A 23,297-nucleotide genomic window follows, 5' to 3' on the forward strand; every position below is an offset into this window, starting at 1 on the left:
GCAGCCTCAGGCTCCCAGCGGCTACACGAGCAAGAAGGTCAGGAAGGGAACAACTTGCTCAGGCAACTGAGCTTTTTCTTGTAGGAACGCCGGGCCTCCAGCGCTTCTTCCAGGGTCACCGCGACAAAACGGGCCTTCTGGTTGGGCTGCATCTGGCCGATCAGGTCGAGGTCGGCGCTGATCACCGTGCCGATCATCGCGTAGCCACCACCGGACACCGCGTCCCGGTGCAGGACGATGGGTTCGAGCCCCGCCGGCACCTGGATCGAACCGATGGGATAGCAGCTGTCGACGATGTTCGACGGATCGGAACCGGCACCGAACGGCTGCTCCCGTGGCTGGAAACTCAAGGCGCTGCCGCCCTTGAAGCGATAGCCGATGCGGTCCGCCTCCGAGCCCACGGTCCAGGGTTCGGCGAAGAAGCTGGCCTTGGCCGCCTCGCTCAAGCGCTCGTAGTACAGGCCCGGCACCACCCGCAGGGTGATTTCGCCCCCCAGGGACTGGCGCAGCGCCATGGGCAAGCTGGCACCGGGACGGCTTTTGCCGCTGGCGACGCCCACCGGCAGCTCATCACCCGCCACCAGGCGCCGGCCCTGGAAACCACCCAGGGTACCCAGGGCGTAAGTCGAGCGGCTGCCCAGCACCAGCGGCACATCGATGCCACCGGCCACCGCCAGATACGCCCGGGCCCCGGCCTTGGGAAAGTCGAAGCGCAGCACTTGCCCGGCCTTGACCGCAAAGGCGGTGTCCAGGTGCATGTCCACGCCATCGAGCTTGGGGGTCATGTGGGCACCGCAGACCGCCACCAGGGCATCGGTGCTGAATGCAAGCTCAGGGCCGAGCAAGGTGCACTCCAGCCCCGCTGCCCCCGCCGGGTTGCCCACCAGCTGGTTGGCGGCGCTCAGGGCGTACTGGTCCAGGGCCCCGGACGGCGGAATCCCCAGGTGATAGAAACCTTCGCGACCCAGGTCCTGTACCGATGTGGCCAGGCCCGGTTTGATGACCTTGATCATGCCAGCACCTCCTGCAGCGACGTGGGATAGCCGACCGGGTCGGCGAGAAAGGCATCCAGGGAAAACTCCACCTCGCGGATGCGCAAGTCGAAACGCCCGGCCTCGACCTCGGCCACGGCAAGGTCATAGGCCTGGCGGTCAATGGGCTTGAACTGCACGATGTCCCCCGGACGGAAGAACACCATGTGCTGCTTGAGGTAGGCCAACTGTTGCTGCGGGTCGTAGATCGGCGCCGGGGTGACGCCGAACATCTGGTAGCCGCCGGCGCCGCGCACCGAGTAGATGCAGCCAAAACAGCCGCCATGGCCCAGGGTCAGTTTTGGCGTATCGGTGCGTGGCCGCAGGTACTTGGGCACCTGCAGTTGCCGTTCACGTTCGACCATCTGGAACATGAACGGCAGGCCCGCCACAAAGCCCACCATGGAGACGAACCAGGGCGCGCCGCTGTGGGCGGCGATAAAGGCTTCGACATCCGCCAGGCCGTTGATCCGCGCCGCGTACTCAAGATCGGTGGCGCTGGGGTCCTGGTGCCGGTCGCGAAAACGCATCAGGGTTTCATGGGTCCAGGGGTCGTTGTAGAGCACCGGGATCTCGATGATCCGGGTATGCAGGCTGCGCTCGGCCACCGCGCAGGCCTCGGCCTGTTGCACCGCCTCCAGCAGGGTGTGCGGGGCGATGCGGTCCGGGTCGAAGCGGATCTGGAACGAAGCATTGGCCAGGCACACATCCAGCACGCCATCCAATTCCAGGCGCTCCACCGCGCGGGTCACCGCCATGCCCTTGAAGAAGGCTTCCAGGGACATGCTGTCGCTGACTTCGGCGAACAGGTGCTCGTCGGCACCAAAGCTGTAGCGGATAGGCAGGTTCATGCGACACCTCCGGCGCGGCGCTCGGCCAGCCAGGTTTCCAGGGTTCCGGTGTGAAAGTCGGCCTGCTCCAGCCAGGGTTCGGCCAGCAGTTCACGGTGCAGCGACAAGGTGCTGGCCATGCCGGTCAGGGTGGTGTGCTCCACGGCAATCCGCGCCCGGGCCAGAGCCTCGCCGCGGTCACGGCCGTGGACGATCAGCTTGGCCAGCAGCGAGTCGTAGTAAGGCGGCACAGCATAGCCCGGGTACAGGTGGCTATCGACTCGCACCCCGGCGCCTTGCGGCCAGATCAACTGCTCGACCTTGCCCGGGCTGGGGAAGAAATCCCGCGCCGGATCTTCGGCGTTCAGGCGCATCTGCAAGGCCGCGCCGTTAAGCCGGATATCACTCTGGCGCAAACCCAGGGGCTCGCCCCCGGCAATACGCAGCATGGCCTGGACCAGATCGATGCCGGTGATCAGCTCGCTGATGGGGTGCTCCACCTGGATCCGCGTGTTCATCTCGATAAAGAAGAACTCGCCGGTGCTGTCGTCGTAGAGGTATTCCAGAGTGCCCGCGCCCTGGTAGCCCAAGGCTTGGGTGAGGCGCACGGCGCTGCTGCACAACTGCTCACGCTGCTCGGCACTGAGTACCGGCGACGGCGCTTCCTCGAAGATCTTCTGCCGCCGCCGTTGCAGCGAACACTCGCGTTCGAACAGGTGCACCGCGTGTTTGCCATCGCCCAACACCTGGACTTCGATGTGCCGCGCACGGCCAATGAAACGCTCCAGGTACACTGCGCCGTTGCCGAAAGCCGTCTGGGCTTCGCGTTGCGCCCGAGGGAATTCCTCGGCCAATTGCGCCGCGTCCCGGGCCAGGCGGATCCCGCGCCCGCCACCGCCGGCACTGGCCTTGATCAATAGCGGAAAGCCCACGACTTCAGCGGCCGCCAGCGCACTGTCCAGGTCGAAGAGTTCTCCTGGGGAGCCCGGTACCACCGGCACTCCCGCCGCCTGCGCAGTGCGCCGGGCTTCGGCCTTGTCACCCATGCGGCGGATGGTTTCGGCACTGGGACCGACGAAGATCGCCCCGGCCTCGACCACCGCCTCGGCGAAGTCGGCATTCTCGGAAAGAAAGCCATAGCCCGGATGTACCGCGTTGGCACCGCTGGCCTGCAAGGCACCGAGCAGGGCCTGGACATTCAGGTAGCTCTTGTCGGCCCGCGCCGGGCCGATGATCTGCACTTCATCGGCCATACGTGCGGCCATGGAATCGGCATCCGCCTCACTGCAGGCGGCAACGGTGGGAATCCCCAGGGCCTTGGCCGCGCGAATGATGCGCACGGCAATCTCGCCACGGTTGGCCACCAGCAATTTGTTGATTGATCCAGTCATGCCCCGGCCCTCACTGTTCGAGCGTCGCGACGACCTGACCCGGTTCCACCGGATCACCGTCTTCCACCAGAAAGGCGCTGACTTGACCCGCGCTCCCGGCGGTCAGTTCGGAAAACTGCTTCATGACTTCGATCAGGCCGATCACGGTATCGGCGCTGACGCTGTCGCCGACCTCGACGAAAGGCGCCGACTCCGGGGTGGCCTTGCGATAAAAGGTGCCCGGCAAGGGGGTGATAACACTGTATTCGGCCATGTCTGTTCCTTTTGGAATAGTTGTAGAAAGGCAGGCAAAAAAAACAAAACCAGATGAACCCCGCGTCTGTGCGCGGTGCTTCGTGTCGATGCGCCTCAACGCGGTGCGCGGACCTCGATGCCGGCCTGATCCAGCGCCGTTCGGGTGGCCTGCACCAGATCCAGGGCGCCGGGGGTGTCGCTGTGCAGGCAGATGGAATCGAATTCGAGAAACAGCTCCTCGCCTTCGACGGTGCGTACCAGGCCGGTCTGGCAGGCGCGCAGCACCTTGGCCGCCACGGCTGCCGGGTCCAGGGCGCGGACGTTGCGGGTAAACACGATGGAGCCGCTGAGGTCGTAGTCGCGGTCGGCGTAGAACTCGCGGATCAGCGGCTGCCCCAGCTCTTGGGCCACACGCCAGATCACCGAATTGGGCATGCAATACAGCAGCAACTCGGGCTCCAGCCGGCGCAGGTTTTGCACCAGCAGCCGCGCCGCTTCCTCGTCCCGGGCCAGGTGCATGTAGAGCGCACCATGAGGCTTGATGTGCTGCAGCTTCACGCCTTGTACCCGGGCCATTTCCCGCAGGGCGCCAAGCTGATAGAGCATGTCGTCCACCAGCTCCTGGGCCGGGGCATTGATGTGCCGGCGGCCGAAACCCACCAGGTCGCGAAACCCCGGATGGGCGCCGATGGCCACCCCCAGGCGCTTGGCCTGTTCGATGGTGCGGCGCATGGTGCCGGGGTCGCCGGCGTGAAAGCCGGTGGCGATATTGGCCGAGCTGATAAAGCCCATCAGCTCGTTGTCGACGCCATCGCCGATGGTCCACGGGCCGAAGCTCTCGCCCATGTCCGAATTGAAATCCACTGCCTGCATCACTGTTGCTCCAACTCTCGTGACTTCGTGCGACGAAAATTAGAGCGCCCTTGACCCCTTGGGAAGATCTATTATCAGATAGAGCTTGTTCTGAAAAACAGATAAAGCTAACAGGCAGCGTGATGCGTGACGGCGCAGGCGCTTGCAAGATCGCCTTCGCCGGCAAGCCGGCTCCTGCAGCGTTAGAGGGGAATGGGCCGTGTCGTTGACCTTGCGCCAGGTGCGCTATTTCGTTGCTACCGCCGAGATCGGGCAGATTTCCCAGGCGGCACTGCACTTGAATATTTCCCAGTCGGCGGTGACCACGGCGATCAAGGAGCTGGAGGCGATGCTCGCCGTGCAGCTGTTCGTGCGCTCGGCCCAGGGCATGAACCTGACCGATGCCGGGCGGCATTTTCTCAACCGCGCCTACGTGATCCTGCGCAGCGTCGAAGATGCCCTGAACAGCCCGTTGCCGGACTATCGGGCCAGCGGCGTATTGCACCTGGCGGCCAGCTACACGGTGATCGGCTACTTCCTGCCGCACCACCTGCAGCGCCTGCAGCACTGGCACCCGGACGTCACCATCGAGCTCCATGAACAGGAACGCCAGGCCATCGAGCAAGGCTTGCTGGAAGGCCGCTTCGACATGGCAGTGGTACTCACCGCCAACCTGACGCACCCGGACATCGTCTCGCAGACCCTGTTCAACTCCGAGCGCCGGCTGTGGCTGCCGGCCCACCATCCGCTGTGCGAGCGCAGCAGCATCAGCCTGGCGGACGTGGCCGAGGAGCCGTTCATCCTGCTCACCGTCGACGAAGCCGAGCAAAGCGCCATGCGTTATTGGGAACAGGCCGGCCAGCAGCCCCGGGTGCGCGTGCGCACCAGCTCGGTGGAAGCGGTGCGCAGCATGGTGGCCAACGGCAGCGGCGTGGCGATCCTCTCGGATCTGGTGCACCGGCCCTGGTCACTGGAAGGCAAGCGTATCGAGACCCTGAGCCTGAGCGATGCGGTCACGCCCATGAGCGTGGGGCTGGCCTGGCACCGCGAGCGTACCTTCACCCCGGCCATGCAGGCCCTGCGCGATTATTTCCACGACGCCTTCCTGGCGCCCCAGCAACTCAGCGCCCGGCGCTGAGCGTGTGGCCCCGTCACCTGCTGAGCCGTTCGCAGCCTGCGCCAGCGGCTACAGGGTGATTCAGGGGCAGGTCCAGCGTTGCGCGGCGGCGGCGATCTGCCCGGCCAACTGGGCGATGGCCTGTTGATGGGCCTGGACCAGGCTGTTCAGTTCCACACCCGCCGGCTGGCGGATCTGGCTGCTGCAGGTCAGGCTGCGGGCCGGGCCGCCCTCACCCCGCTGGCGCAGGCTCCAGACCACATCGATCAGTGCATAGCGCCCGGGCAGGGACTCGAAGCGCCGCACATCGGTCTGCAACGACAGCACCGGGCGCCCGGGCTGCTTGGGCAGGCCTTCAAGGTTACGGGTACCCAGCTTCTGCTCCATCTGGCTGGCCAGGGCGTCGTGGAACTCATCCACCAGCGGCGCGCTCCAGCGCTGGGTTTCGAGGATCGCCAGGGTGCCGCTGTCCTGGCGCACCACCAGTTGCGGCTGGTCCACCTGGACCGGAATCCGCACCGTGGACATTTCGAACTGCGGGCCCCCGGTGCGGGCCGCGCTGCTGCCTTCGGCCACCGGTGGCAGCAGGGTGTAGTAATGGGTGGGCGCGGAGCTGCAGGCGGCAAGTCCCAGGGTCAGGCAGAGCAACAGGGCACGGGTTTTCATGGCTGGGCTTCCGGTACGGATTCGCGAACAGAGGAGGATGGCGACTGGTAGGCATCCGGTTGATTGTCTTTGAGGCGCCCGCGGATCAGCGCTTCAGGATGACGCCCGAGGAAATCGCTGAGCACCCGCACCGAACGCGCGGTGCGCTGCACTTCCTCCATGGCCTGGCCGAGTTTCTGCCGCTGCGGCGAGTCTTCGGAGAAACTCTCGTTGGCGCTGGCCAGGGTCTTCTTGGATTGCTCCAGGGTGTCGCGCATCTGTGGCAGCACTTCGCCGTTGACCTGTTTGAGGGTCTTCTGCATCTCCGCCAGGCTGCCATTGAGGTTGGCGGCAATGGAGTCGATCGGCAGCTTGCTGATCTTGTCCACCACGGCCTGCAACTGCTCCTGCAACTTGTCCATGCTGCCAGGCACAGTGGGAATCTCCAGGGGCCGTGCGGTAGCGTCATAGGCCACCGGCTTGGCGTTGGTGACAAAGTCCAGGGAGATGTACAGCTGGCCGGTCAGCAGGTTGCCGCTGCGGGGCTGGGCGCGCAGGCCGTTCTTGACGAAGGCGCCGATCAGTTTCGCCGAGCGGGCGTCGTCTTCGCCGCCGGTCTGCTTCACCAGCTTTTCGTGGGCCTTGCCCAGCCGCTCGGGGTAGATCACCGCGCCGACCAGGGTCGGAAAATACTTGCGCTGCTCGTCGTAGTCCAGGTCCATGGACACCACCTTGCCGATGTTCACCCCGAGGAACTCCACCGGGGCATTCACCGACAGGCCGCGCAAGGCCTGGTCGAAGCGCATGCGAATGTAATAGGGCGCGCCGTCGGGCGGCGCCAGGGCGGTGTCCTGGTCGCCGAACAGGGTGTACTCGGCGTTCTCGTCAGCCGGCTTGGCGTTGGGGCTGTACTTGGGTTCGACGAAGGCAATGCCGCCGGCGAGGATCGACGACACCGACTCGGTGTTGACCTTCAAACCGTTGGCGCCGAGGGTCACGTCGACGCCGCTGGCGTTCCAGAAACGGGTGTCGGTGGTGACGTACTTATCGTTGGGCGAGTTGACGAAGATCTTCACGTCCACGCCCTTGCCGCTGTTGGCCAACTGGTAGGACACCACCTGCCCCACCTCGATGCGCCGGTAATAAACCGGCGAGCCGATGTCCAGCGAGCCCAGGTCATCGGTGTGCAGGGTAAAGCGTTTGCCCTTCTGCCCATAGGTGATGGGCGGCGGGGTTTCCAGGCCCTTGAAGCTGTCCTTGCGTTTTTCCGACTTGCCGGCATCGGCGCCGATAAAGGCCCCGGAAAGCAGGGTGTCGACCCCGGAAATGCCATTGGCGCCGATTCGCGGGCGCACCACCCAGAACAGCGAATCGTCAGCGGTGAAGGGTTCAGCGGACTGGTCCAGCTCGACCTTGGCCACCACCTTCTTGCGGTCGTCGCTCAGGGCGATGGAGGTCACCTTGCCGATCACCACGTTCTTGTACTTAACCTGGGTCTTGTTGGCTTCCAGGCCTTCGGCGGTCTGGAAGCTGATGCTGATTTCCGGCCCCGCCGAGAGTGAGTTGTGCACCACCATCGACAGCCCCACCAGGGCCGCGACAATCGGCACCAGCCACACCAGCGAGACATTGAAACGCCGCGTGCGCAGCGCCGGAGCGCCAGGAACGGGCGGGGGATTTGCTGCGTTGGAACCTGGATGATCAGACATCTTCAACCTCTGCGTCCCAGATAAGCCGGGGATCGAAACTCATGGCCGCCAACATCGTCAGCACCACCACCAAACCAAAAAACAGAATACCCATGCGCGGGTCGATCGAACTCAGGGCACGAAACTGCACCAGGGCCGCCACCAGGGCCACCACCAGCACGTCGAGCATCGACCAGTAGCCGATCAGCTCGATGAAACGATAGAGCTTGGCCCGCTCGCGCTGGGCCCAGAGGCTGCGGCGCTGGCAGGTCACCAGCAGGGTGCCGAGGACAAAGAACTTGCTGCAGGGCACCACCACGCTGGCGATGAAGATCAGCAGGGCGATGTCCCAGGAACCGTGTTTCCAGAACTCCACCACGCCACTCATGATGGTGTTTTCACTGGCGCTGCCAAAGATGCTGGTGTGCATCACCGGCAGCAGGTTGGCCGGAATGTAGAAGATCAGGCTGGCCAGGAGAAAGGCCCAGGTGCGCGCCAGGCTGTTGGGCTTGCGCGCATGCACCGGCGCATCGCAGCGCGGGCATTGATGCTCGGACGCCTGGCAGACCTGGCCACAGGTGTGGCACAGCATCAATTGGTGGTCCCGGGCGTAGGGTGGAGCGCTCATCAGTAGCGGCCCTCCAGGTCATCCCAGAGGTAGCGGATGTCCTTGCCGGAAATCAGGATGATCAGCACCGTGAGCATCGCCAGGGCCCACAGCCCCAGCCCCGGATGCACATCGAGCATCCCCGCCAGCTTGACGATGGCCACCAGGATCCCCAGCAGGCACACCTCCAGCATGCTCCAGGGCCGCAGGTGCTCCAGAGCGCGCATGCTGGCCTTGAAGCCGGGCGCGGCGCGCCCCACATTGGCAAACCCCAGCACCCAGCACAGCAGGATGATCTGCAGGCACGGCGCGAGAATGATGGTCAGGCCGGTGATCGCGGCAATCAGGCTGATGCGGCCCTGGGCCAGGGCCTCCACCGATTGCCAGAGGGTCGCCTCGTTGCTCAGGCCTTCGAGGCTGATCTTGATCACCGGAAACAGATTGGCGAAGACGAACAACAACCCGGCGGTGATCGACAGGGCCAACAGCTGCTGCACACTCAGCCAACGGGCACGGGCCAGTACCGCGCCACAGCGCGAGCACTGGGCCGTCTGGCCTTTGCCGAGCGGCACGGACTCGTACAACGAATCGCAGTGTTCGCAGATGATCCAGTTGCGGGAAATAGTCATGGCCTTCAGATAGTCAGGAGGACAGCAGGTTCACTGAACGGAACCCGAAGCCGGGTATTTTCTGCAAAAGTAGAGGATGGTGTCTAGTTTTCTCTAGGACTGCACCCCACGCTCTACGCCATAATAGGCGCCCCCGGACATTTCGCTGACCATGACCGAATCCATTCCCTCCCCCGCCGCTCCCCACCGAGCCCCCAAACAGTCCCGTGGCCACGAACGGGTGATGGCGATCCTCGACGCTTGTGCCCGGCTACTGCCCAGCCAGGGGGCGGCGAACCTGACCATGCACGGCATCGCCCGGCTGGCCGGTACCTCCATCGGCTCGCTCTATCATTTTTTCAGTGACAAGCAGCAAGTGCTCGAAGCCCTGGGCCAGCGCCACATCGAAGCCCTGAGCACCATCACCAGCGACCTGCTGGCGGTTGCTCCGCAGGTCTGGACGGGGTCCAGTGGCCGGCAAGTGATAGAGCGCATGGTGCTGCCGATCCTCGAATACCTGGAGCAGCACCCCGACCTGCTGCTGATGATCAACCCGGGGTTTGCCATGGGCCAGTTGCAGGCCCCGGACCTGCGCCTGCAGATCAAGAGCGTCTATCGCCAGGTCCTGGCGCTGCGCCTTCCCCGGGCCAGTGCCGCCGAGCGCGAGGCCTACGCCATGGCCATGCTCGGCCTGCCCATCGGCCTGTTCCACCTGGCCCTGGAACACCCCGAGTTCAAGAGCCAGCTGCTGCTCGAAGAAGTGCCGCGGGCGCTGGAAGCCTATCTGGCTGCCATCGAAGGGCGGCACCCGGCGCCCTGAAACCGGCTCAGTGAGCCAGGCGCTGTTGCAGCCACTTGTCCCGCAGCACGTCGTAGACCCAGTGATAGACATAGGTGTACGGCAGGAAGAACAGCAGCACGCCGATGTCCAGGATGAACGCCTGCAGCAGGCTGATATTCAGCCACCAGGCAATCATCGGTACGCCCACTGCCACCAGCCCGCCTTCGAACATCAACGCATGCAGGACCCGGGTCCAGCCGTTGTGGACCCACTGCAAGCGCTTGAGTAACCGGTCGAACAGGCCGTTGAACACCACGTTCCAGGCCAGAGCCAACAGGCCGATGCCGATGGTCACCAGGCCCATGTCGGCCATGGGCTTGTCCATGATCCAGGACAGCAGCGGGGTGCAGATCAGCACCGCCAGCAGTTCAAAACCTACCGCCTGGAAGATGCGTTCGTTAAGGGATTTCTGAAGGCTCATGGTCGGCTCCTTGAATGAATGTGTTGCCGATCTTCCAGGACAAGGCCGATACTTCATAATCAATAACCATCGAGCAGGGCGATAGTTCATGGCCTCACATGAAGTGCTGCTGGCGTTTGTCCAGGCAGCCACCCAAGGTTCCTTTTCCGCTGCCGCGCGCAAGCTGGGCAAGAGCCAGTCCACCATCAGTGCGGCGGTGGCCAGCCTGGAGATCGACCTCGACGTGCAGCTTTTCGACCGTTCCAGCCGCAAGCCCGGCCTGACCCCGGCCGGGCATGTGCTGCTGCAGCGTGCCGAAGCAATCCTGGCTGCCACCAGCCGCCTGGAAATGGCCGCCAGCCAGCTGTCCCAGGGCATTGAGGCGAAACTCACGGTGGCGCTGTCGGACACCTACCAGTCGGATCGCTTCGAAAGCAGCCTGAGCGCCTTCGAGCAGCGTTACCCGGACCTCGAGCTGGAATGCCTGATTGCCGAGTGCGAAGACCTGATCGCCCTGGTGCAGAGCGGCCGGGCGCAGATCGCCTTTGCCGAGATGCAGGCCGACTACCCGGCGGACCTGGAGCACAAGACCATGCAAGAGCGCAGTGAGATTTCCCTCTACGTGGCCTGCAAGCATCCCTTGGCGCAGCAGGCCCGGGTCGATGAGGAAAGCCTGCGCCAGCACCGTGAATTGCGTCTGGCCACCGTGCTCAACCCCTACGACAGCCGCTGCCAGGGCCGGGTCTGGTCGGCCCCCAGCTACCTGATGCTGCTGGAGATGGCCCAGGGCGGCTTTGGCTGGGCGCCCCTGCCGCGCTGGCTGGTGGAAGGTTTTGGCGCGGGCAAGTTGCAGGAGCTGAACGTGCGTGGCTGGCCGCGCACCGTGGCGGTGGACGCGCTCTGGTCGCGCCTGCACCCGCCAGGGCCGGCGGGCAGCTGGTTGCTGGCGCAGATGCTGCAATGACCGCGCTCGTCAGCGCCGCCCGCTAGCCGATTGGCCGCAGGGTGCGCAAGTAGTCATGCAGCGTGCGCAAGGTCGCCGACTCCAGCGCCTGCACGGCGTAGCACAAGCCGATCCGCCGGCTGGGCGCCGGCAGGTGTAAGGCCCGGCTTTCTACTCCCTCGCGGCCCTGCACCAGCGACAGCGGCAGCATCGCCACCCCCAGGCCCGCCGCCACCATGTTCAGCGCCTGCTTCAAGCTCCCGGCATGCCCGGCCTGGGCTTGCACAGCACCGCCATAGAGCGCCATCAGGCGCTGGTGCGAGGCGTGCTCCGGGCAAGTGACCCAGTCCTCCACCCGGGGCTGGGGCTGCTCTTGCTCCAGCAGCCTGTGCCCCACCGGCACCGCCAGCACATAAGGCTCCTCCCATAACGGCAGGAACAATTCGTCCTCGCAGCACAGCTCTTCCACCGCCAGGCGCGCGTCGCCGACACAGCCTTCCTGCAAGGTCAGCAACAGGTTGGGCAACGCCTGCTGGGCCATTCGTACGAAAGCGGAGACCTGGCTGTCGGCAATATCACCTTCTACTCCCAGCTCCAGCGCCAAACGGCTTTCGTCCTGGCGAAACAGACGGCTCAAGCTCTCGGCCTCGGCCACCATGCGCCGGGCCTGGGGATACAGCACCCGCGCCTGCTCGCTGACTTCAACACCCCGTGGCTGGCGCAGGAACAACTGCGCCCCCAACTCGTCCTCAAGCTGTTTGATGGTCACCGACAAGGTCGGCTGGCTGATGCACAAGCGCTGGGCGGCAGCGGTGATGTTGCGCTCCTCGAACACCGCAAGGAAGGCTTTGAGATGGCGGATATCCATAGGAAATACCGATGACAGACAGAGGAATAAGGCATTTTTCAGCCTCAAGAGGGCTAAATATACTGCCCGCCCCGTAAAGCCATGCATTTTTCTTATTCCTGGAGTCCTCCCATGAGCAAGCCTCTCGTCATCATCACCGGCGCCAGTTCGGGCATCGGCGAGGCCACCGCCCGCCTGCTGTCGGCGGCCGGCCATCCCCTCCTGCTGCTGGCCCGGCGCGTCGAGCGCCTGCACGCCCTGGAACTGCCCGACAGCCTGAGCCGCGCGGTGGACATCACCGACCGCGCCGCACTGCTGGCCGCCGTGGAGGAGGCCGAAGCGCGGTTCGGCCCGGCGGACGCCCTGATCAACAACGCCGGGGTCATGCTCCTGGGGGACATCAGCCGGCAGGACCCGCAGCAGTGGGAGCGCATGCTCGACGTCAACGTCAAGGGGCTGCTCAATGGCGTGCACGCCGTGGTGTCCGGGATGATCGAGCGCCGCCAGGGCACCCTGATCAACGTCAGTTCGGTGGCCGGGCGCAAGACCTTTGCCAACCACGTGGCCTATGTCGGCACCAAGTTCGCGGTCCACGGGCTCTCGGAAAACCTGCGCGAAGAGCTGGCGCCGCACAATGTGCGGGTCATCACCATCGCCCCCGGTGCGGTAGAAACCGAACTGCTGAGCCACACCACCGACGAGGCCATCAAGGCCGGTTACCAGGCCTGGAAACAGGACATGGGCGGTACGGTGCTGAGTGCAGACGACGTGGCCGGGGCCATTGCCTTTGCCTACCAGCAGCCGCAGCAAGTGTGTATCCGCGAGATCGTCCTGGCGGCGACCCGGCAGCAGGCTTGAGCCGGGGCGAGGTTGGCGCCCCGGCGGGTTCGGTCGCAGCCTTCGGCAGCGGCTACTGGGGGAGCTGGGCCAGGCGCTGTTCGAGGAAGCGCCGCTCGGGGGCTTGCCGGACCAGGGCCAGGGCCCGCTGGTAGGACTGGCGCGCCGCGGCGATATGCCCCAGTTGCCGGCAGAAGTCGGCACGAGCGGCATGGGCCAGGTGGTAATCCTGCAAGTCGCCGCGCAGCAGGATCGCTTCCACTTGCGCCAGCCCGGCACCGGGCCCGTCGCGCTGGGCCAGGGCCACGGCACGGTTGAGCTCGATCACCGGCGAAGGCTGCAGGCGCAGCAGCACGTCATACAAACCGACGATCTGCGGCCAGTCGGTCTGTGCTGCACTCGGCGCTTCGGCATGCACCGCGGCAATCGCCGCCTGCAGGCAATAGGGCCCGGCCTGGCCGCTGCGCAGGCCGCGCTCTACCAGGGCACAGCCCTGCTCGATCAAGTCCTGCTGCCACAACCCGCGATCCTGCTCGTCCAGCAGGACCAGCTCGCCGTCGCTGGAAAGGCGCGCGCCACGCCGTGACTCGTGCAACAGCATCAGCGCCAGCAGGCCCATCACCTCCGCTTCCGGCAACAGTTCCAGCAGCAGGTAGCCCAGGCGGATGGCTTCGCGGGTCAGGTCCTCCCGGGTCAGCTCGGCGCCCATGGAAGCCGAATACCCTTCGTTGAACACCAGGTAGATCACCCGCAGCACGCTCTCCAGGCGCTCGGGCAGCTCGCTCAACGCCGGCACCTGGTAGGGAATCCGCGCATCGCGGATCTTCGCCTTGGCACGCACGATGCGCTGGGCGATGGTGGCCGGCGTGGCCAGAAAGGCCCGGGCGATTTCCTCGGTGCTCAGGTCGCAGATCTCCCGCAGGGTCAGGGGTACCTGGGCATCCGCCGCCAGCGCCGGGTGGCAGCAGGTGAAGATCAGGCGCAGGCGATCGTCTTGCACGTCCTCGGCGCTCCAGTCGTCCTGTTCCAGTTGCTCGAGCTGGCTGAGCAGCGCCGCCTGTGACGCCGCGAAGCGCGCCCGGCGACGCAGGGCGTCGATGGCCTTGAAGCGGCCGACGGACACCAGCCAGGCCCGCGGGTTGTCCGGCACGCCATCGCTGCGCCAGCGCTCCACCGCCACGAAGAAGGCTTCATGCAGCGCCTCCTCGGCCAGGTCGAAATCCCCCAGCAGGCGGATCAGGGTGGCGAGGATCCGCCGCGACTGCTCGCGGTAGACCTGCGCCACCGTTGCCGCGATGACTTCCCGAGGCTGGTCGCTCATCAGTCCGGCAGGTCCCGGGTGACCAGGGCCACCAGGCGCTCCAGGCTCTGCCCCCAGCCCTCGTGAAAGCCCATGGCCTCATGGGCCTTGCGATCGGCCTCGGTCCAGTGCATGGCGCGGGCAGTGTAGAGGGTCTGGTCGCCCTGCTCCTCGAAGGTCACTTCAGCGGTCATGAACGGCTTGCCCGAGGGGATCCAGCCCGGCAGGTAGGCGTCGGTAAACACCAGCCGCGACGGCGCGGCGATCTCCAGGAACACCCCCATGGTCGGGTACTCGCTGCCGTCCGGGGCGCGCATCAGGGTACGAAACTGGCCGCCGACCCACAGGTCCATTTCACACTCCGGAGTGGTCATGCCGTGGGGCCCCCACCATTGCGCCAGCAAGGCCGGCTCGGTCCAGGCGCGAAAGACCTTGTTGCGCGGCGCGTCGATCAGGCGGCTGATGGACAGTTCATGCTCAGCGGGCTTGCGGCCCGCGGTCTGGAAAGTCATCGCGAAACTCCTGTTTATCGTTGTTTTCAGGGATTCAATTCACGTACCGGACGCACTTCGACACTGCCGACCCGGGCCGCCGGTATCTGCCCGGCCACCTGGAGCGCCTCGTTCAAGTCCTTGGCCTGGATCAGGTAGAAACCGGCCAACTGTTCCTTGGTTTCGGCGAACGGGCCATCGGTGATCGACAGCTTGCCGCCACGCATGCGCACCGTGGTGGCGGTGTGCACCGATTGCAGCGCCTCGGCGGCAAGCATCCGCCCGCTGCCCTGGACCGACTCGGCATAGGCCAGGCACTCGGCATCCTCGGGGCTGTCGGACAGGCTGTGCAGCAACTGTTCGTCGCTGTAGACCAGGCATAGGTATTTCATGGGCACCTCCGGATTCGGGCTGAGCAACTATGGTCGCTGTTCGCCGCTTTGGCGAACCGCTGGTTGCTCAGGGTTGCAGGTCGAACTGGGTGGTCCCGGTGAGCATGTCGAACGGCGCCGACCAGTGCTCGTGCACCACCAGCCATTGGCCCGCACGGCGCTGGTAAGCGGCACTCACCCGCATCCAGCAGGCCTTGGTCACGCCCTCGGCATCGGTGCCACCGCAATGGGCCAGCCAGTGGGCGAAGGCCAGCTCTTCGTCGGCCAGCACCTGCAACTGATGGAACTCGAAAATGCCCGGGCCGGGGCAGACCTGCATGCACGCTTCCCAGTGTTCGCGATAGGCGGCCTTGCCCTTGAATTGCAAGGCACCGACCGCGTCGAAAGAGGTGATGTCGTCGGCGTAGTAACTGACAATACGCTGGATATCCCGGGCCATCACAGCCTGTTGCCAGCTGTCGATCAGGCTGCGGATCTGCGCTTCGTTGGATGGATTGTGCATGGCCAAACTCCTCATGAATGGAATGAACCGCTGCTGAACACCCCCTGCACCCACGCCGTTGAATGTTCAGTTCACCCTTAGTCGTCTGGCCATTCGCGCAATCGACACTGCGCATAAAAAAATTTACCCGCGGGGCAAAATCGCTAGAATCCGCCCCCTCCCCCCACCGGATCTACGTGCCCGTGACCACTCGCCTGGTGCCTTACGAACAGCTCGACAGCCACCAGCATGCCCGCTTGCTGGAGCTTGAGGTGCTGCCCGGACAGAAGGCGTTTAGCGGGGACATTCATGGCGCGCTGTACACCCTCGGCAACGCGCCGCGGGGAGCAATCAGGGGCTTTGCCCTGCTCAGCGAGGAGTGGCCGGTGGCCTTCCTGCTGCTCAAGCGCCCGCCCTGCCTGCCGGCCTGGGCCGATGCCGACAGCGCCAGCCTGCACGCCCTGCAAGTGGACCGGCGGCACCAGGGCCGGGGCTTCGGCCAGGCCTGCCTGCAAGCGGTGCCTGAGGCCGCCCGCCAGGCCTGGCCCGAGCTCAAGGGCCTGACCCTGGCGGTGGACAGCGACAACCAGCCGGCCCTCAGGCTGTACAGCAAACTGGGCTGGGTGGAAAACGGCGAAGCCTGCAAGGGCCGGATCGGCTATGAACGGCGGATGGCGCTGGCGTTCTGACCCCGGGCCCGCCGCTGCAAACCCGATATCCGCTCTACAGCGACTGCACCATCTCGTGCCAGGCCATGCCGCCGTGGTCCGACTCCGACGCCTTGATGTAGACAAAACCAAAGCGCTGGTACAGCGGTACATGGCGTTCCTTGCACATCAGGTGGATGCGCGCCTTGCCCAGTTCGCGCATGCGCGCGATGAAGGCTTGCAGCAGGTGCCGGGACAGGCCCAGGCCCTGGAAGTCCGGGTGCACCACCACCGACATGATCACCACTTCCGGGCCCGCCGGGTCGTGGCCGATCAGTTCCTTGAAGGCCTCGTCGGCCATCTGCACATCGAAGGTAGCGCCGGAGTTGATGAAGCCGGCCACCACACCCTGCACTTCGGCAACGATGAAACCTTCGGGCCAGGTGGCGATGCGGGTGGCGATCTTGTCCCGGGTCGCGGCCTCGTCGCCTTCGTAGGCCAGGGTCTCGATGGCAAAGCAGCGGTCCAGGTCGGTGGGCAGGACGGTGCGGATCAGCGGAGTCGAAGCGGTCATGGGCGGCAACCTGGGGTCGGAGAAGGACCGCCGATTCTATCAACAGTGCAGCCTGCGTATGCATTGCATAGGGATCGAAGGGGCCGCCGTAAAGCTTTCATATAAGCCCTGGCAACGCCTGCGCCAAGGGCTTATCTATCAGCTCCCCGACGTCAGGGTGGCCGGCCCGAGCGGGCCGGAACCGCCCCGTCCTGCCCCCAGGAGCTTTCCCATGAGCAATATCCAGATCGGCCTTCTACTGCTGTTCGGCATTGCCGCCTTCGGCTGTATCACCCTGTACATCGACTTTGTCCACGAACGGCGCCGCGGCGAAAAATCCCTGGGCCGGGATCACAGCCCCACCAGGCGGTAACCCACCTGCAACTCGGTGATCAGATGCTGGGGCTGGGCCGGATCGGCCTCCAGCTTCTGCCGCAGATGGGCCATGTGCACCCGCAGGTAATGGGCGCGGTCGACGTAGTCCAGGCCCCAGACTTCCAGCAGCAACTGGCGATGGGTCAGCACCCGGCTCTGGCCACGGATCAGCGCGCAGAGCAGACGGTACTCGATCGGCGTGAGGTGCACAGGCAGCCCTTCGCGGCGCACCTCATGGGTGGCCAGGTCGACCTCGATGGCACCAAAGGCCACCTTGCTGGTGGCGGCCGCCGTACCGCTCTGGCCATGACGGCGCAGTTGCGCGCGAATCCGCGCCAGCAGTTCCGGCACGCCGAACGGCTTGACCAGGTAGTCGTCGGCGCCGGCATCCAGGGCGGCGACTTTCTCGTCCTCCCGATCCCGGGCCGACAGCACCAGGATCGGCACCGCCAGCCAGCCGCGCAGCTCGCTGATCAACTGCTTGCCGTCGCCGTCCGGCAGGCCCAGGTCGACGATCACCAGGTCCGGCTGGCGGCTGGCGGCATGGATCAGGGCGCGCTTGACGCTGTCGGCCTCGAACACCTGGAAACCTTCGTCCTCCAGGGCGATACCGACGAAACGGCGGATATTGGCTTCGTCCTCGACGATCAGGATGCGTGCGCTGCTCATAGGGTTTCCATGGAAGGCGGCTGACCCGCCGGCAAGGTGATGACAAAACTCAGCCCGGCATCGGCATGAGGCTGGGCCTCGATGCGCCCGCCATGGGCCTCGACGATACGTTTGGCCAGGGCCAGGCCCAGGCCGATGCCGGCCACGGCGGATTCCTGCTGACCGCGACTGAAGGCTTCGAACAGGCTGGCCGGGGAACTGCCCTTCGGGCAGCCCGGGCCGCTGTCGCTGACCTGCAGGATGATCTGCTGGTCGACCTGGCGGGCGCTGATCTGCACCAGGGTCCCGGCCGGGGTGTACTTGGCGGCGTTGTCCAAAAGGTTCACCAGCACCCGCTCCAGCAACAGCGCGTCCACTTCCACCAAGGGCAGCTGCGGCGCCATGGCCACTCGCAATTGATGCCCGGCCAGGGGCTCGCGCAGCTGGCGCAGGGCACTGCCGACAATCTCCTCCAGGGAGTTCCACTGGCGATTCAGGCGTACCCCGCGCTCCTGCATGCGCGCCATGTCCAGCAGGTTCTCGATCAGCCGCTGCATGGACGAGGCCTGATCGTGAATCCCTGCCAGCAGGTGCTTGAGCGGGCCCTGCGCAGCGTGGGGCAAGGCGGCGTCGGCGGCGCCGATGATGGTGGTCAAGGGCGTGCGCAGGTCATGGGAAATCGCCGCCAGCAGGGTGTTGCGCATGCGCTCGCCCTCCATCTGCAGCACAGTGCTCTGGGCCACCTCGACGTAATGCACGCGCTCCAGGGCAATCGCCAGCTGGCTCATGCAGGCCTCCAGCAGGCGCTGTTCTTCCGGCTCCTTGAGGCGCTCGGCATCCTCGGCTTCAAGCACCAGCACGCCACGCACCCGCATCGGCGCCTTGAGCGGCAGATAGCAGCCCTTGGCCGCCGCCAGGGTATCGGTGCCGCGCCCGGCCGGTTGGTCGTGGTCATAGGCCCACTGGGCGATGCTCTCGTCAATGGCCAGGGTATTGGCGCTCAGCGCCCGCACCCGGTTCTCGGCATCCGGCAACGCCAGCCCGACCCGGGCCTCGAACACCCCACTGAAGGTACGCAAGGCCACGGCGCAGATCTGCTCCTCGGTCAACGCCGCCGACAGCTCACGGGCCAGCCCGGCCAGGGAGGTGGCACGGCGCTCGCCCGCGGCCGCGGTACGCGCTTCATGGCGCAGGCGCGCGGTGAGCTGGCCGGTGATCAGGGCAATCCCCAGCATCAGGGCGAAGGTGAAGAAGTACTGGGTGTCGTTGACCGTGAACGACCACACCGGCTGGACGAAGAAGAAATCGAAGCACAGCACCGCCAGCATCGCCGCCCAGACGCCGGGGCCCCGCCCGTAGCGCAGCGCCACCAGGACCACGGTCAGCAGGAACAGCATGACCACGTTGGCCGGGTCGAACACTTTGAGCAGCAGCGCCGCCACCGCGGTGGCGGCAAAGCACGCCAGGCTCGCCCACAGGTAGGCCGGCGCGCGGCTGGGCGGCAGGCCGGCCTCGGGCTTGTCCACTGGCGCAGGGCGCCGGCTCAAGGGCCCGTTGGCGATCACGATCTGGTCGATTTCCGGGTGCTGGCGGCTGATGCGGTCGCTCACCGACTGGTGCCAGAACTGCCAGACCTTGCGCGGGTAATGGCCCAGCACCAGGCGATTGGCGTTGTGCTCGCGAGCGCAGGCCACCAGGGCTTCGGCGACATCCATGCCGGGCAAAGTGGCGGTCTCGGCGCCAAACTCGGCGGCCAGGGCCAGGGTCTTCATGGCCGCCGCATAACGGGCGGCGCCGGCGCCACGGCGCTGGGCCGAAGCCACGTGCACCACCATCCAGTCGGCTTCGAGCTTTTGCGCCAGGCGCGCGGCTTCGCGCACCAGGCGCTCGTCCGCCGGGTCGCCGGCGATCCCCACCAGCAAGCGCTCGCGAGCCGGCCACAAGGCATTGATCGAACGCTCGCGGCGATAGTCGCGCATCTGTGCATCGACCCGGTCGGCGGTGCGGCGCAGGGTCAGTTCACGCAGGGCCAGCAGGTTGCCCTTGCGAAAGAAATGCCGTGAAGCGCGTTCGGCCTGGGGCCCGAGGTAGACCTTGCCGTCCTTGAGGCGGCGCAGCAGGTCATCCGGCGGCAGGTCGATCACCAGCACTTCGTGGGCTTCGTCGAACAGGTGGTCGGGCACCGTCTCGCGCACCCGGATGCCGATGATCCCGCTGACGATGTCGTTGAGGCTTTCCAGGTGCTGGACGTTGAGGGTGGTCCAGACATCGATGCCGGCCCGCAGCAATTCCTCCACGTCCTGCCAGCGCTTGGGATGGCGCGAGCCGGGCACGTTGCTGTGGGCCAGCTCGTCCACCAGCAGCACCGCCGGGTGGCGCGCCAGGGCGGCATCCAGGTCGAACTCCGGCAACGCGTAGTCGCGGTGCATCAGGCGGTGGCGCTCCAGCACTTGCAGCCCTTGCAGCAGCTCGGCGGTTTCCCGCCGGCCATGGGTTTCCACCACCCCGGCCACCACGTCGCGGCCCTGGGCCACTTCGTTGCGCGCCGCGGTGAGCATGGCGCAGGTCTTGCCGACTCCGGCGTTGGAACCGAAATAGATCCGCAGTTTGCCCCGTTGGGCCGCTTGCTCGTCCTGCTGCAGTTTTTCCAGCAGCGCATCGGGATCGGGGCGACCGTCGCGGGGCGGCATGTCAGCATCGAGAACAGCCATGTGCATCCTTAAATGGACAAGGCGGCACTCGAAAGAGCGCCGCCTTGCAAGTCCCTGTCAGACCAGGCCGAGGCCGGCCAGCAGCATGTCGATCAGCTTGATCCCGGCGAAGGGTACCAGCACCCCGCCCAGGCCGTAGATCAGCAGGTTGCGGTTGAGCAGCGCCGCGGCGCCAATGGCCCGGTACTTCACCCCCTTGAGCGCCAGGGGGATGAGGAACACGATGATCAGCGCGTTGAAGATCACCGCACTGAGAATCGCCGAGTTCGGGCTGTTCAGGTGCATCACGTTCAGCGCCGCCAGTTGCGGGTAAGTGGCGACGAAGGCGGCCGGTACGATAGCAAAATACTTGGCCACGTCGTTGGCCACGCTGAAGGTGGTCAGGGCGCCGCGGGTCATGAGCATCTGCTTGCCCACTTCCACCACTTCGATCAGCTTGGTCGGGTTGCTGTCCAGGTCCACCATGTTGCCGGCTTCCTTGGCCGCCTGGGTGCCGCTGTTCATGGCCACCGCCACGTCGGCCTGGGCCAGGGCCGGGGCGTCGTTGGTACCGTCGCCGGTCATGGCCACCAGCTTGCCCTTGGCCTGGTAGTCGCGGATCAGTTGCAGCTTGTCCTCGGGCCGCGCTTCGGCGAGGAAATCGTCGACCCCGGCTTCCACGGCGATGGCCGCCGCGGTCAGGCGGTTGTCGCCGGTGATCATCACGGTCTTGATGCCCATGCGCCGCAGCTCGGCGAAGCGCTCCTTGATCCCGCCCTTGACCACGTCCTTGAGCTCCACCACGCCCAGGGCCTGGGCGCCTTCACTGACTACCAGCGGCGTACTGCCACGGCGCGAGACTTCATCGACCTTGGCCTGCAAGGCCGGCGGGAAGCTGCCGCCCTGGGCCTCGATATGCCGGCGGATGGCATCGGCCGCGCCCTTGCGGATGCTCCGGCCCTCGGGCAGGTCGACCCCGCTCATGCGGGTCTGGGCGGTGAACTGCACGAAGCTGGCGCCCAGGGCGTGAAGGTCACGCCCACGGATGTCGAACAGTTGCTTGGCCAGCACCACAATGCTCCGGCCTTCCGGGGTTTCGTCCGCCAGGGAAGCCAGTTGCGCGGCTTGCGCCAGTTCGCTGTCCTTGATCCCCGGCGCCGGCAGGAAGGCGCTGGCCTGGCGGTTGCCCAGGGTGATGGTGCCGGTCTTGTCCAGCAGCAGCACGTCCACGTCCCCCGCCGCTTCCACGGCGCGGCCGGAGGTGGCAATGACATTGGCCGACATCATCCGGCTCATGCCCGCCACGCCGATGGCCGAGAGCAGGCCACCGATGGTGGTGGGGATCAGGCACACCAGCAGCGCCACCATCACCGTGGCGCTGATCACACTGCCGGTGCCGCTCATGGCCACGGCAAAGATCGAGTACGGGCTCAGGGTCACGATCACCAGCAGGAACAGCAGGGTCAGGCCCACCAGGAGAATGGTCAGGGCCACCTCGTTGGGAGTCTTCTGGCGCTTGGCCGACTCCACCATGGAGATCATGCGGTCCAGGAACGACTCGCCTGGGTTGACGCTGATGCGCACCACCAACCAGTCCGACAGCACCCGGGTGCCGCCGGTGACCGAGGAGAAATCGCCCCCGGCCTCGCGGATCACCGGTGCCGATTCACCGGTGATGGCGCTTTCGTCCACCGTGGCCACGCCTTCGATGACCTCGCCGTCCAGGGGCACCAGGTCGCCGGCCTCGATCAGCACCACCATGTCCTTGCGCAGTTCGCTGGCGGCCATGGGCAACCAGGCGGCGCCATGCCGGGGCTGTTGCAGCAGCTTGGCCAGGGTCTGGCGCTTCATGCCCTTGAGGCTCGCCGCCTGGGCCCGGCTGCGGCCCTCGGCCAGGGCTTCGGCAAAGTTGGCAAACAGCACGGTGAACCACAGCCACAGGGTGATGCTGAGGATAAAGCCGCTGGGGGCCTCCCCCTCGCCGCCCAGGGACTGGAACCACAGCAGGGTGGTGAGAAGGCTGCCCAGGTAGACCACGAACATCACCGGGTTCTTCCACTGCGCCTGGGGCAGCAGTTTCTTCACGGCATCCAGGCACGCGGTGAGCACTAGCCCACGGTCGAACAACGCTATACGAGGGTTGCTACTCATGATCGACGTCTCTTACTCACTGGCCGCAACGGGCGAGGAATGCAGGGGCGCTTGGGCATCCAGCGCCAGGTTGAGTTGCAGCACATTGACCCGGGGCTCGCCCAGCAGGCCGAAGGTGCGGCTTTCGCTGTGCGCCTGCAGCAGCATCAGCACGTCCACGGCGGCCATTTGCCGCTGGCGGGCCACCCGGTTCAGTTGCAGCCGGGCGTTGGCCAGGGAGATGTGCGGGTCCAGGCCGGAGGCCGAGGCGGTCACTGCGTCCACTGGCACCGGCATGTCTGCCGCCAGGCCATTGAGCTGGCGATAGGCGCTGACCCGCGCGGCCACGCTGTCCACCAGCTTCTGGCTGGTGGGGCCCAGGTTGCTGGCGCCGCTGGCCCCGGCGTTGTAGGGCTGGGGCACACTCTTGCTCGGGTCCAGCGGATCGCTGCCCAGGGTCATGCTCGGGCGGCCCTGGAAATACTCCGGGCGGTCGAACGCCTGGCCGATCAGCGCCGAGCCCACGACCCGGCCATCACGCTGCACCAGGCTGCCCTGGGCCTGGAACGGAAACAGCAGGTTGGCCAACCCCGTGGTAACCAGCGGATAAGCCAGCCCGGTGAGCAGCATGAAGAACACCGCCGACACCAGCACCGGGCGCAACAGGCCCTTGAACAACAGCGCGGTGGCGCCCTGGGTTTGCATTTGCGTAGTCATCA

The 23,297-nt window shown here is 65.9% G+C and carries 26 protein-coding genes; 6 read left to right on the plus strand and 20 right to left on the minus strand.

Features of this window, described 5'->3' with window-relative positions; translation table 11 throughout:
- Positions 1–38: 38 nt before the first annotated feature.
- The 5 genes from A9971_RS21880 to A9971_RS21900 form a co-directional block, all read right to left on the minus strand.
- Complete coding sequence (locus tag A9971_RS21880) at positions 39–1,013, minus strand: biotin-dependent carboxyltransferase family protein (protein WP_015636701.1); 975 nt, start codon at positions 1,011–1,013, stop codon at positions 39–41.
- Complete coding sequence (locus A9971_RS21885) at positions 1,010–1,882, minus strand: allophanate hydrolase subunit 1 (protein WP_015636702.1); 873 nt, start codon at positions 1,880–1,882, stop codon at positions 1,010–1,012. The genes A9971_RS21880 and A9971_RS21885 overlap by 4 nt, the downstream gene beginning before the upstream one ends.
- The gene (locus A9971_RS21890) at positions 1,879–3,252 is read right to left on the minus strand and encodes an acetyl-CoA carboxylase biotin carboxylase subunit (RefSeq protein ID WP_072450733.1); all 1,374 of its coding nucleotides are present in this window, start codon (positions 3,250–3,252) and stop codon (positions 1,879–1,881) included. The genes A9971_RS21885 and A9971_RS21890 overlap by 4 nt, the downstream gene beginning before the upstream one ends.
- A gap of 10 nt (positions 3,253–3,262) precedes the next feature.
- The gene (locus A9971_RS21895) at positions 3,263–3,505 is read right to left on the minus strand and encodes an acetyl-CoA carboxylase (RefSeq protein WP_011062806.1); all 243 of its coding nucleotides are present in this window, start codon (positions 3,503–3,505) and stop codon (positions 3,263–3,265) included.
- A gap of 95 nt (positions 3,506–3,600) precedes the next feature.
- On the minus strand, positions 3,601–4,359 hold the full coding sequence (locus A9971_RS21900) for a 5-oxoprolinase subunit PxpA (RefSeq protein WP_182999993.1): 759 nt from the start codon (positions 4,357–4,359) through the stop codon (positions 3,601–3,603).
- Positions 4,360–4,558: 199 nt separating this feature from the next.
- On the opposite strand from A9971_RS21900, the gene A9971_RS21905 reads away from it, so the two are divergent.
- Positions 4,559–5,476 (plus strand): LysR family transcriptional regulator, encoded by a 918-nt coding sequence (locus A9971_RS21905; protein ID WP_011062808.1) that lies wholly within the window; start codon positions 4,559–4,561, stop codon positions 5,474–5,476.
- Positions 5,477–5,536: 60 nt separating this feature from the next.
- Here A9971_RS21905 and A9971_RS21910 read toward each other — a convergent pair whose 3' ends face one another.
- Genes A9971_RS21910 through A9971_RS21925 form a run of 4 tightly spaced genes read right to left on the minus strand, consistent with a single transcriptional unit; the run spans position 5,537 to position 9,024 of the window.
- Entirely contained in the window at positions 5,537–6,121 is a 585-nt protein-coding gene (locus A9971_RS21910) for a membrane integrity-associated transporter subunit PqiC (RefSeq protein WP_019093594.1), read from the minus strand.
- Positions 6,118–7,809 (minus strand): intermembrane transport protein PqiB, encoded by a 1,692-nt coding sequence (locus tag A9971_RS21915; RefSeq protein WP_015636705.1) that lies wholly within the window; start codon positions 7,807–7,809, stop codon positions 6,118–6,120. The genes A9971_RS21910 and A9971_RS21915 overlap by 4 nt, the downstream gene beginning before the upstream one ends.
- The gene (locus A9971_RS21920; RefSeq protein ID WP_011062811.1) at positions 7,802–8,416 is read right to left on the minus strand and encodes a paraquat-inducible protein A; all 615 of its coding nucleotides are present in this window, start codon (positions 8,414–8,416) and stop codon (positions 7,802–7,804) included. The genes A9971_RS21915 and A9971_RS21920 overlap by 8 nt, the downstream gene beginning before the upstream one ends.
- Positions 8,416–9,024: a paraquat-inducible protein A gene (locus A9971_RS21925; protein ID WP_015636707.1), complete on the minus strand. Its 609-nt coding sequence runs from the start codon at positions 9,022–9,024 to the stop codon at positions 8,416–8,418. The genes A9971_RS21920 and A9971_RS21925 overlap by 1 nt, the downstream gene beginning before the upstream one ends.
- Before the next feature lie 151 nt (positions 9,025–9,175).
- Here A9971_RS21925 and A9971_RS21930 point away from each other — a divergent pair, with 151 nt between their 5' ends.
- Positions 9,176–9,823 (plus strand): TetR/AcrR family transcriptional regulator, encoded by a 648-nt coding sequence (locus A9971_RS21930; protein WP_019093593.1) that lies wholly within the window; start codon positions 9,176–9,178, stop codon positions 9,821–9,823.
- A gap of 7 nt (positions 9,824–9,830) precedes the next feature.
- Here A9971_RS21930 and A9971_RS21935 read toward each other — a convergent pair whose 3' ends face one another.
- Positions 9,831–10,265, minus strand: a complete 435-nt coding sequence (locus A9971_RS21935; protein WP_011062813.1) for a multidrug/biocide efflux PACE transporter — start codon at positions 10,263–10,265, stop codon at positions 9,831–9,833.
- Between the two features lie 88 nt (positions 10,266–10,353).
- Here A9971_RS21935 and A9971_RS21940 point away from each other — a divergent pair, with 88 nt between their 5' ends.
- The gene (locus tag A9971_RS21940; RefSeq protein ID WP_015636709.1) at positions 10,354–11,208 is read left to right on the plus strand and encodes a LysR family transcriptional regulator; all 855 of its coding nucleotides are present in this window, start codon (positions 10,354–10,356) and stop codon (positions 11,206–11,208) included.
- Positions 11,209–11,230: 22 nt separating this feature from the next.
- Here A9971_RS21940 and A9971_RS21945 read toward each other — a convergent pair whose 3' ends face one another.
- Entirely contained in the window at positions 11,231–12,055 is an 825-nt protein-coding gene (locus A9971_RS21945) for a LysR family transcriptional regulator (RefSeq protein WP_041752501.1), read from the minus strand.
- Between the two features lie 111 nt (positions 12,056–12,166).
- Between A9971_RS21945 and A9971_RS21950 the strand changes: the two genes are divergently transcribed.
- On the plus strand, positions 12,167–12,892 hold the full coding sequence (locus tag A9971_RS21950) for an SDR family oxidoreductase (protein ID WP_019093591.1): 726 nt from the start codon (positions 12,167–12,169) through the stop codon (positions 12,890–12,892).
- 52 nt (positions 12,893–12,944) lie between these two features.
- Here the strand turns inward: A9971_RS21950 and A9971_RS21955 are convergent, their stop codons facing one another.
- The 4 genes from A9971_RS21955 to A9971_RS21970 form a co-directional block, all read right to left on the minus strand.
- On the minus strand, positions 12,945–14,192 hold the full coding sequence (locus A9971_RS21955; RefSeq protein WP_011062817.1) for an RNA polymerase sigma factor: 1,248 nt from the start codon (positions 14,190–14,192) through the stop codon (positions 12,945–12,947).
- Entirely contained in the window at positions 14,192–14,683 is a 492-nt protein-coding gene (locus A9971_RS21960; RefSeq protein WP_011062818.1) for an SRPBCC family protein, read from the minus strand. Before A9971_RS21960 ends, A9971_RS21955 begins: the two co-directional genes overlap by 1 nt.
- Before the next feature lie 26 nt (positions 14,684–14,709).
- Entirely contained in the window at positions 14,710–15,054 is a 345-nt protein-coding gene (locus A9971_RS21965; RefSeq protein ID WP_182999994.1) for a YciI family protein, read from the minus strand.
- 67 nt (positions 15,055–15,121) lie between these two features.
- Positions 15,122–15,556: an SgcJ/EcaC family oxidoreductase gene (locus A9971_RS21970; protein ID WP_015636712.1), complete on the minus strand. Its 435-nt coding sequence runs from the start codon at positions 15,554–15,556 to the stop codon at positions 15,122–15,124.
- Between the two features lie 182 nt (positions 15,557–15,738).
- Here A9971_RS21970 and A9971_RS21975 point away from each other — a divergent pair, with 182 nt between their 5' ends.
- A complete protein-coding gene (locus tag A9971_RS21975) occupies positions 15,739–16,224 on the plus strand; it encodes a GNAT family N-acetyltransferase (protein WP_041752502.1) in 486 nt (161 codons plus the stop codon).
- Between the two features lie 34 nt (positions 16,225–16,258).
- Here the strand turns inward: A9971_RS21975 and A9971_RS21980 are convergent, their stop codons facing one another.
- Entirely contained in the window at positions 16,259–16,756 is a 498-nt protein-coding gene (locus tag A9971_RS21980) for a GNAT family N-acetyltransferase (protein WP_011062822.1), read from the minus strand.
- 211 nt (positions 16,757–16,967) lie between these two features.
- Here A9971_RS21980 and A9971_RS21985 point away from each other — a divergent pair, with 211 nt between their 5' ends.
- A complete protein-coding gene (locus A9971_RS21985; protein ID WP_015636715.1) occupies positions 16,968–17,108 on the plus strand; it encodes a hypothetical protein in 141 nt (46 codons plus the stop codon).
- Here A9971_RS21985 and A9971_RS21990 read toward each other — a convergent pair.
- The 4 genes from A9971_RS21990 to kdpC all read right to left on the minus strand — a co-directional run bounded on the left by A9971_RS21990 (position 17,087) and on the right by kdpC (position 23,295).
- A complete protein-coding gene (locus A9971_RS21990; protein ID WP_011062823.1) occupies positions 17,087–17,779 on the minus strand; it encodes a response regulator in 693 nt (230 codons plus the stop codon). The two genes, A9971_RS21985 and A9971_RS21990, sit on opposite strands and share 22 nt — an antisense overlap.
- Complete coding sequence (locus A9971_RS21995; RefSeq protein ID WP_019093585.1) at positions 17,776–20,448, minus strand: sensor histidine kinase KdpD; 2,673 nt, start codon at positions 20,446–20,448, stop codon at positions 17,776–17,778. The genes A9971_RS21990 and A9971_RS21995 overlap by 4 nt, the downstream gene beginning before the upstream one ends.
- A 78-nt stretch (positions 20,449–20,526) precedes the next feature.
- Positions 20,527–22,599, minus strand: a complete 2,073-nt coding sequence (kdpB, locus tag A9971_RS22000; RefSeq protein ID WP_011062825.1) for a potassium-transporting ATPase subunit KdpB — start codon at positions 22,597–22,599, stop codon at positions 20,527–20,529.
- 12 nt (positions 22,600–22,611) lie between these two features.
- A complete protein-coding gene (kdpC, locus tag A9971_RS22005) occupies positions 22,612–23,295 on the minus strand; it encodes a potassium-transporting ATPase subunit KdpC (RefSeq protein ID WP_015636717.1) in 684 nt (227 codons plus the stop codon).
- Positions 23,296–23,297: the final 2 nt, after the last annotated feature.

The organism is Pseudomonas sp. UME65 (assembly GCF_014170225.1).
In the GTDB taxonomy this organism is placed as follows: Bacteria; Pseudomonadota; Gammaproteobacteria; order Pseudomonadales; family Pseudomonadaceae; genus Aquipseudomonas; species Aquipseudomonas protegens.

What these genes read in the sequence shown, in the direction of transcription:
- A9971_RS21880 (WP_015636701.1), bottom strand. Translation starts at nt 1,013, where the DNA reads ATGATCAAGGTCATCAAACCGGGCCTGGCCACATCGGTACAGGACCTG.
- A9971_RS21885 (WP_015636702.1), bottom strand. Translation starts at nt 1,882, where the DNA reads ATGAACCTGCCTATCCGCTACAGCTTTGGTGCCGACGAGCACCTGTTC.
- A9971_RS21890 (WP_072450733.1), bottom strand. Translation starts at nt 3,252, where the DNA reads ATGACTGGATCAATCAACAAATTGCTGGTGGCCAACCGTGGCGAGATT.
- A9971_RS21895 (WP_011062806.1), bottom strand. Translation starts at nt 3,505, where the DNA reads ATGGCCGAATACAGTGTTATCACCCCCTTGCCGGGCACCTTTTATCGC.
- A9971_RS21900 (WP_182999993.1), bottom strand. Translation starts at nt 4,359, where the DNA reads ATGCAGGCAGTGGATTTCAATTCGGACATGGGCGAGAGCTTCGGCCCG.
- A9971_RS21910 (WP_019093594.1), bottom strand. Translation starts at nt 6,121, where the DNA reads ATGAAAACCCGTGCCCTGTTGCTCTGCCTGACCCTGGGACTTGCCGCC.
- A9971_RS21915 (WP_015636705.1), bottom strand. Translation starts at nt 7,809, where the DNA reads ATGTCTGATCATCCAGGTTCCAACGCAGCAAATCCCCCGCCCGTTCCT.
- A9971_RS21920 (WP_011062811.1), bottom strand. Translation starts at nt 8,416, where the DNA reads ATGAGCGCTCCACCCTACGCCCGGGACCACCAATTGATGCTGTGCCAC.
- A9971_RS21925 (WP_015636707.1), bottom strand. Translation starts at nt 9,024, where the DNA reads ATGACTATTTCCCGCAACTGGATCATCTGCGAACACTGCGATTCGTTG.
- A9971_RS21930 (WP_019093593.1), top strand. Translation starts at nt 9,176, where the DNA reads ATGACCGAATCCATTCCCTCCCCCGCCGCTCCCCACCGAGCCCCCAAA.
- A9971_RS21935 (WP_011062813.1), bottom strand. Translation starts at nt 10,265, where the DNA reads ATGAGCCTTCAGAAATCCCTTAACGAACGCATCTTCCAGGCGGTAGGT.
- A9971_RS21940 (WP_015636709.1), top strand. Translation starts at nt 10,354, where the DNA reads ATGGCCTCACATGAAGTGCTGCTGGCGTTTGTCCAGGCAGCCACCCAA.
- A9971_RS21945 (WP_041752501.1), bottom strand. Translation starts at nt 12,055, where the DNA reads ATGGATATCCGCCATCTCAAAGCCTTCCTTGCGGTGTTCGAGGAGCGC.
- A9971_RS21950 (WP_019093591.1), top strand. Translation starts at nt 12,167, where the DNA reads ATGAGCAAGCCTCTCGTCATCATCACCGGCGCCAGTTCGGGCATCGGC.
- A9971_RS21955 (WP_011062817.1), bottom strand. Translation starts at nt 14,192, where the DNA reads ATGAGCGACCAGCCTCGGGAAGTCATCGCGGCAACGGTGGCGCAGGTC.
- A9971_RS21960 (WP_011062818.1), bottom strand. Translation starts at nt 14,683, where the DNA reads ATGACTTTCCAGACCGCGGGCCGCAAGCCCGCTGAGCATGAACTGTCC.
- A9971_RS21965 (WP_182999994.1), bottom strand. Translation starts at nt 15,054, where the DNA reads ATGAAATACCTATGCCTGGTCTACAGCGACGAACAGTTGCTGCACAGC.
- A9971_RS21970 (WP_015636712.1), bottom strand. Translation starts at nt 15,556, where the DNA reads ATGCACAATCCATCCAACGAAGCGCAGATCCGCAGCCTGATCGACAGC.
- A9971_RS21980 (WP_011062822.1), bottom strand. Translation starts at nt 16,756, where the DNA reads ATGACCGCTTCGACTCCGCTGATCCGCACCGTCCTGCCCACCGACCTG.
- A9971_RS21985 (WP_015636715.1), top strand. Translation starts at nt 16,968, where the DNA reads ATGAGCAATATCCAGATCGGCCTTCTACTGCTGTTCGGCATTGCCGCC.
- A9971_RS21990 (WP_011062823.1), bottom strand. Translation starts at nt 17,779, where the DNA reads ATGAGCAGCGCACGCATCCTGATCGTCGAGGACGAAGCCAATATCCGC.
- A9971_RS21995 (WP_019093585.1), bottom strand. Translation starts at nt 20,448, where the DNA reads ATGCCGCCCCGCGACGGTCGCCCCGATCCCGATGCGCTGCTGGAAAAA.
- kdpB (WP_011062825.1), bottom strand. Translation starts at nt 22,599, where the DNA reads ATGAGTAGCAACCCTCGTATAGCGTTGTTCGACCGTGGGCTAGTGCTC.
- kdpC (WP_015636717.1), bottom strand. Translation starts at nt 23,295, where the DNA reads ATGACTACGCAAATGCAAACCCAGGGCGCCACCGCGCTGTTGTTCAAG.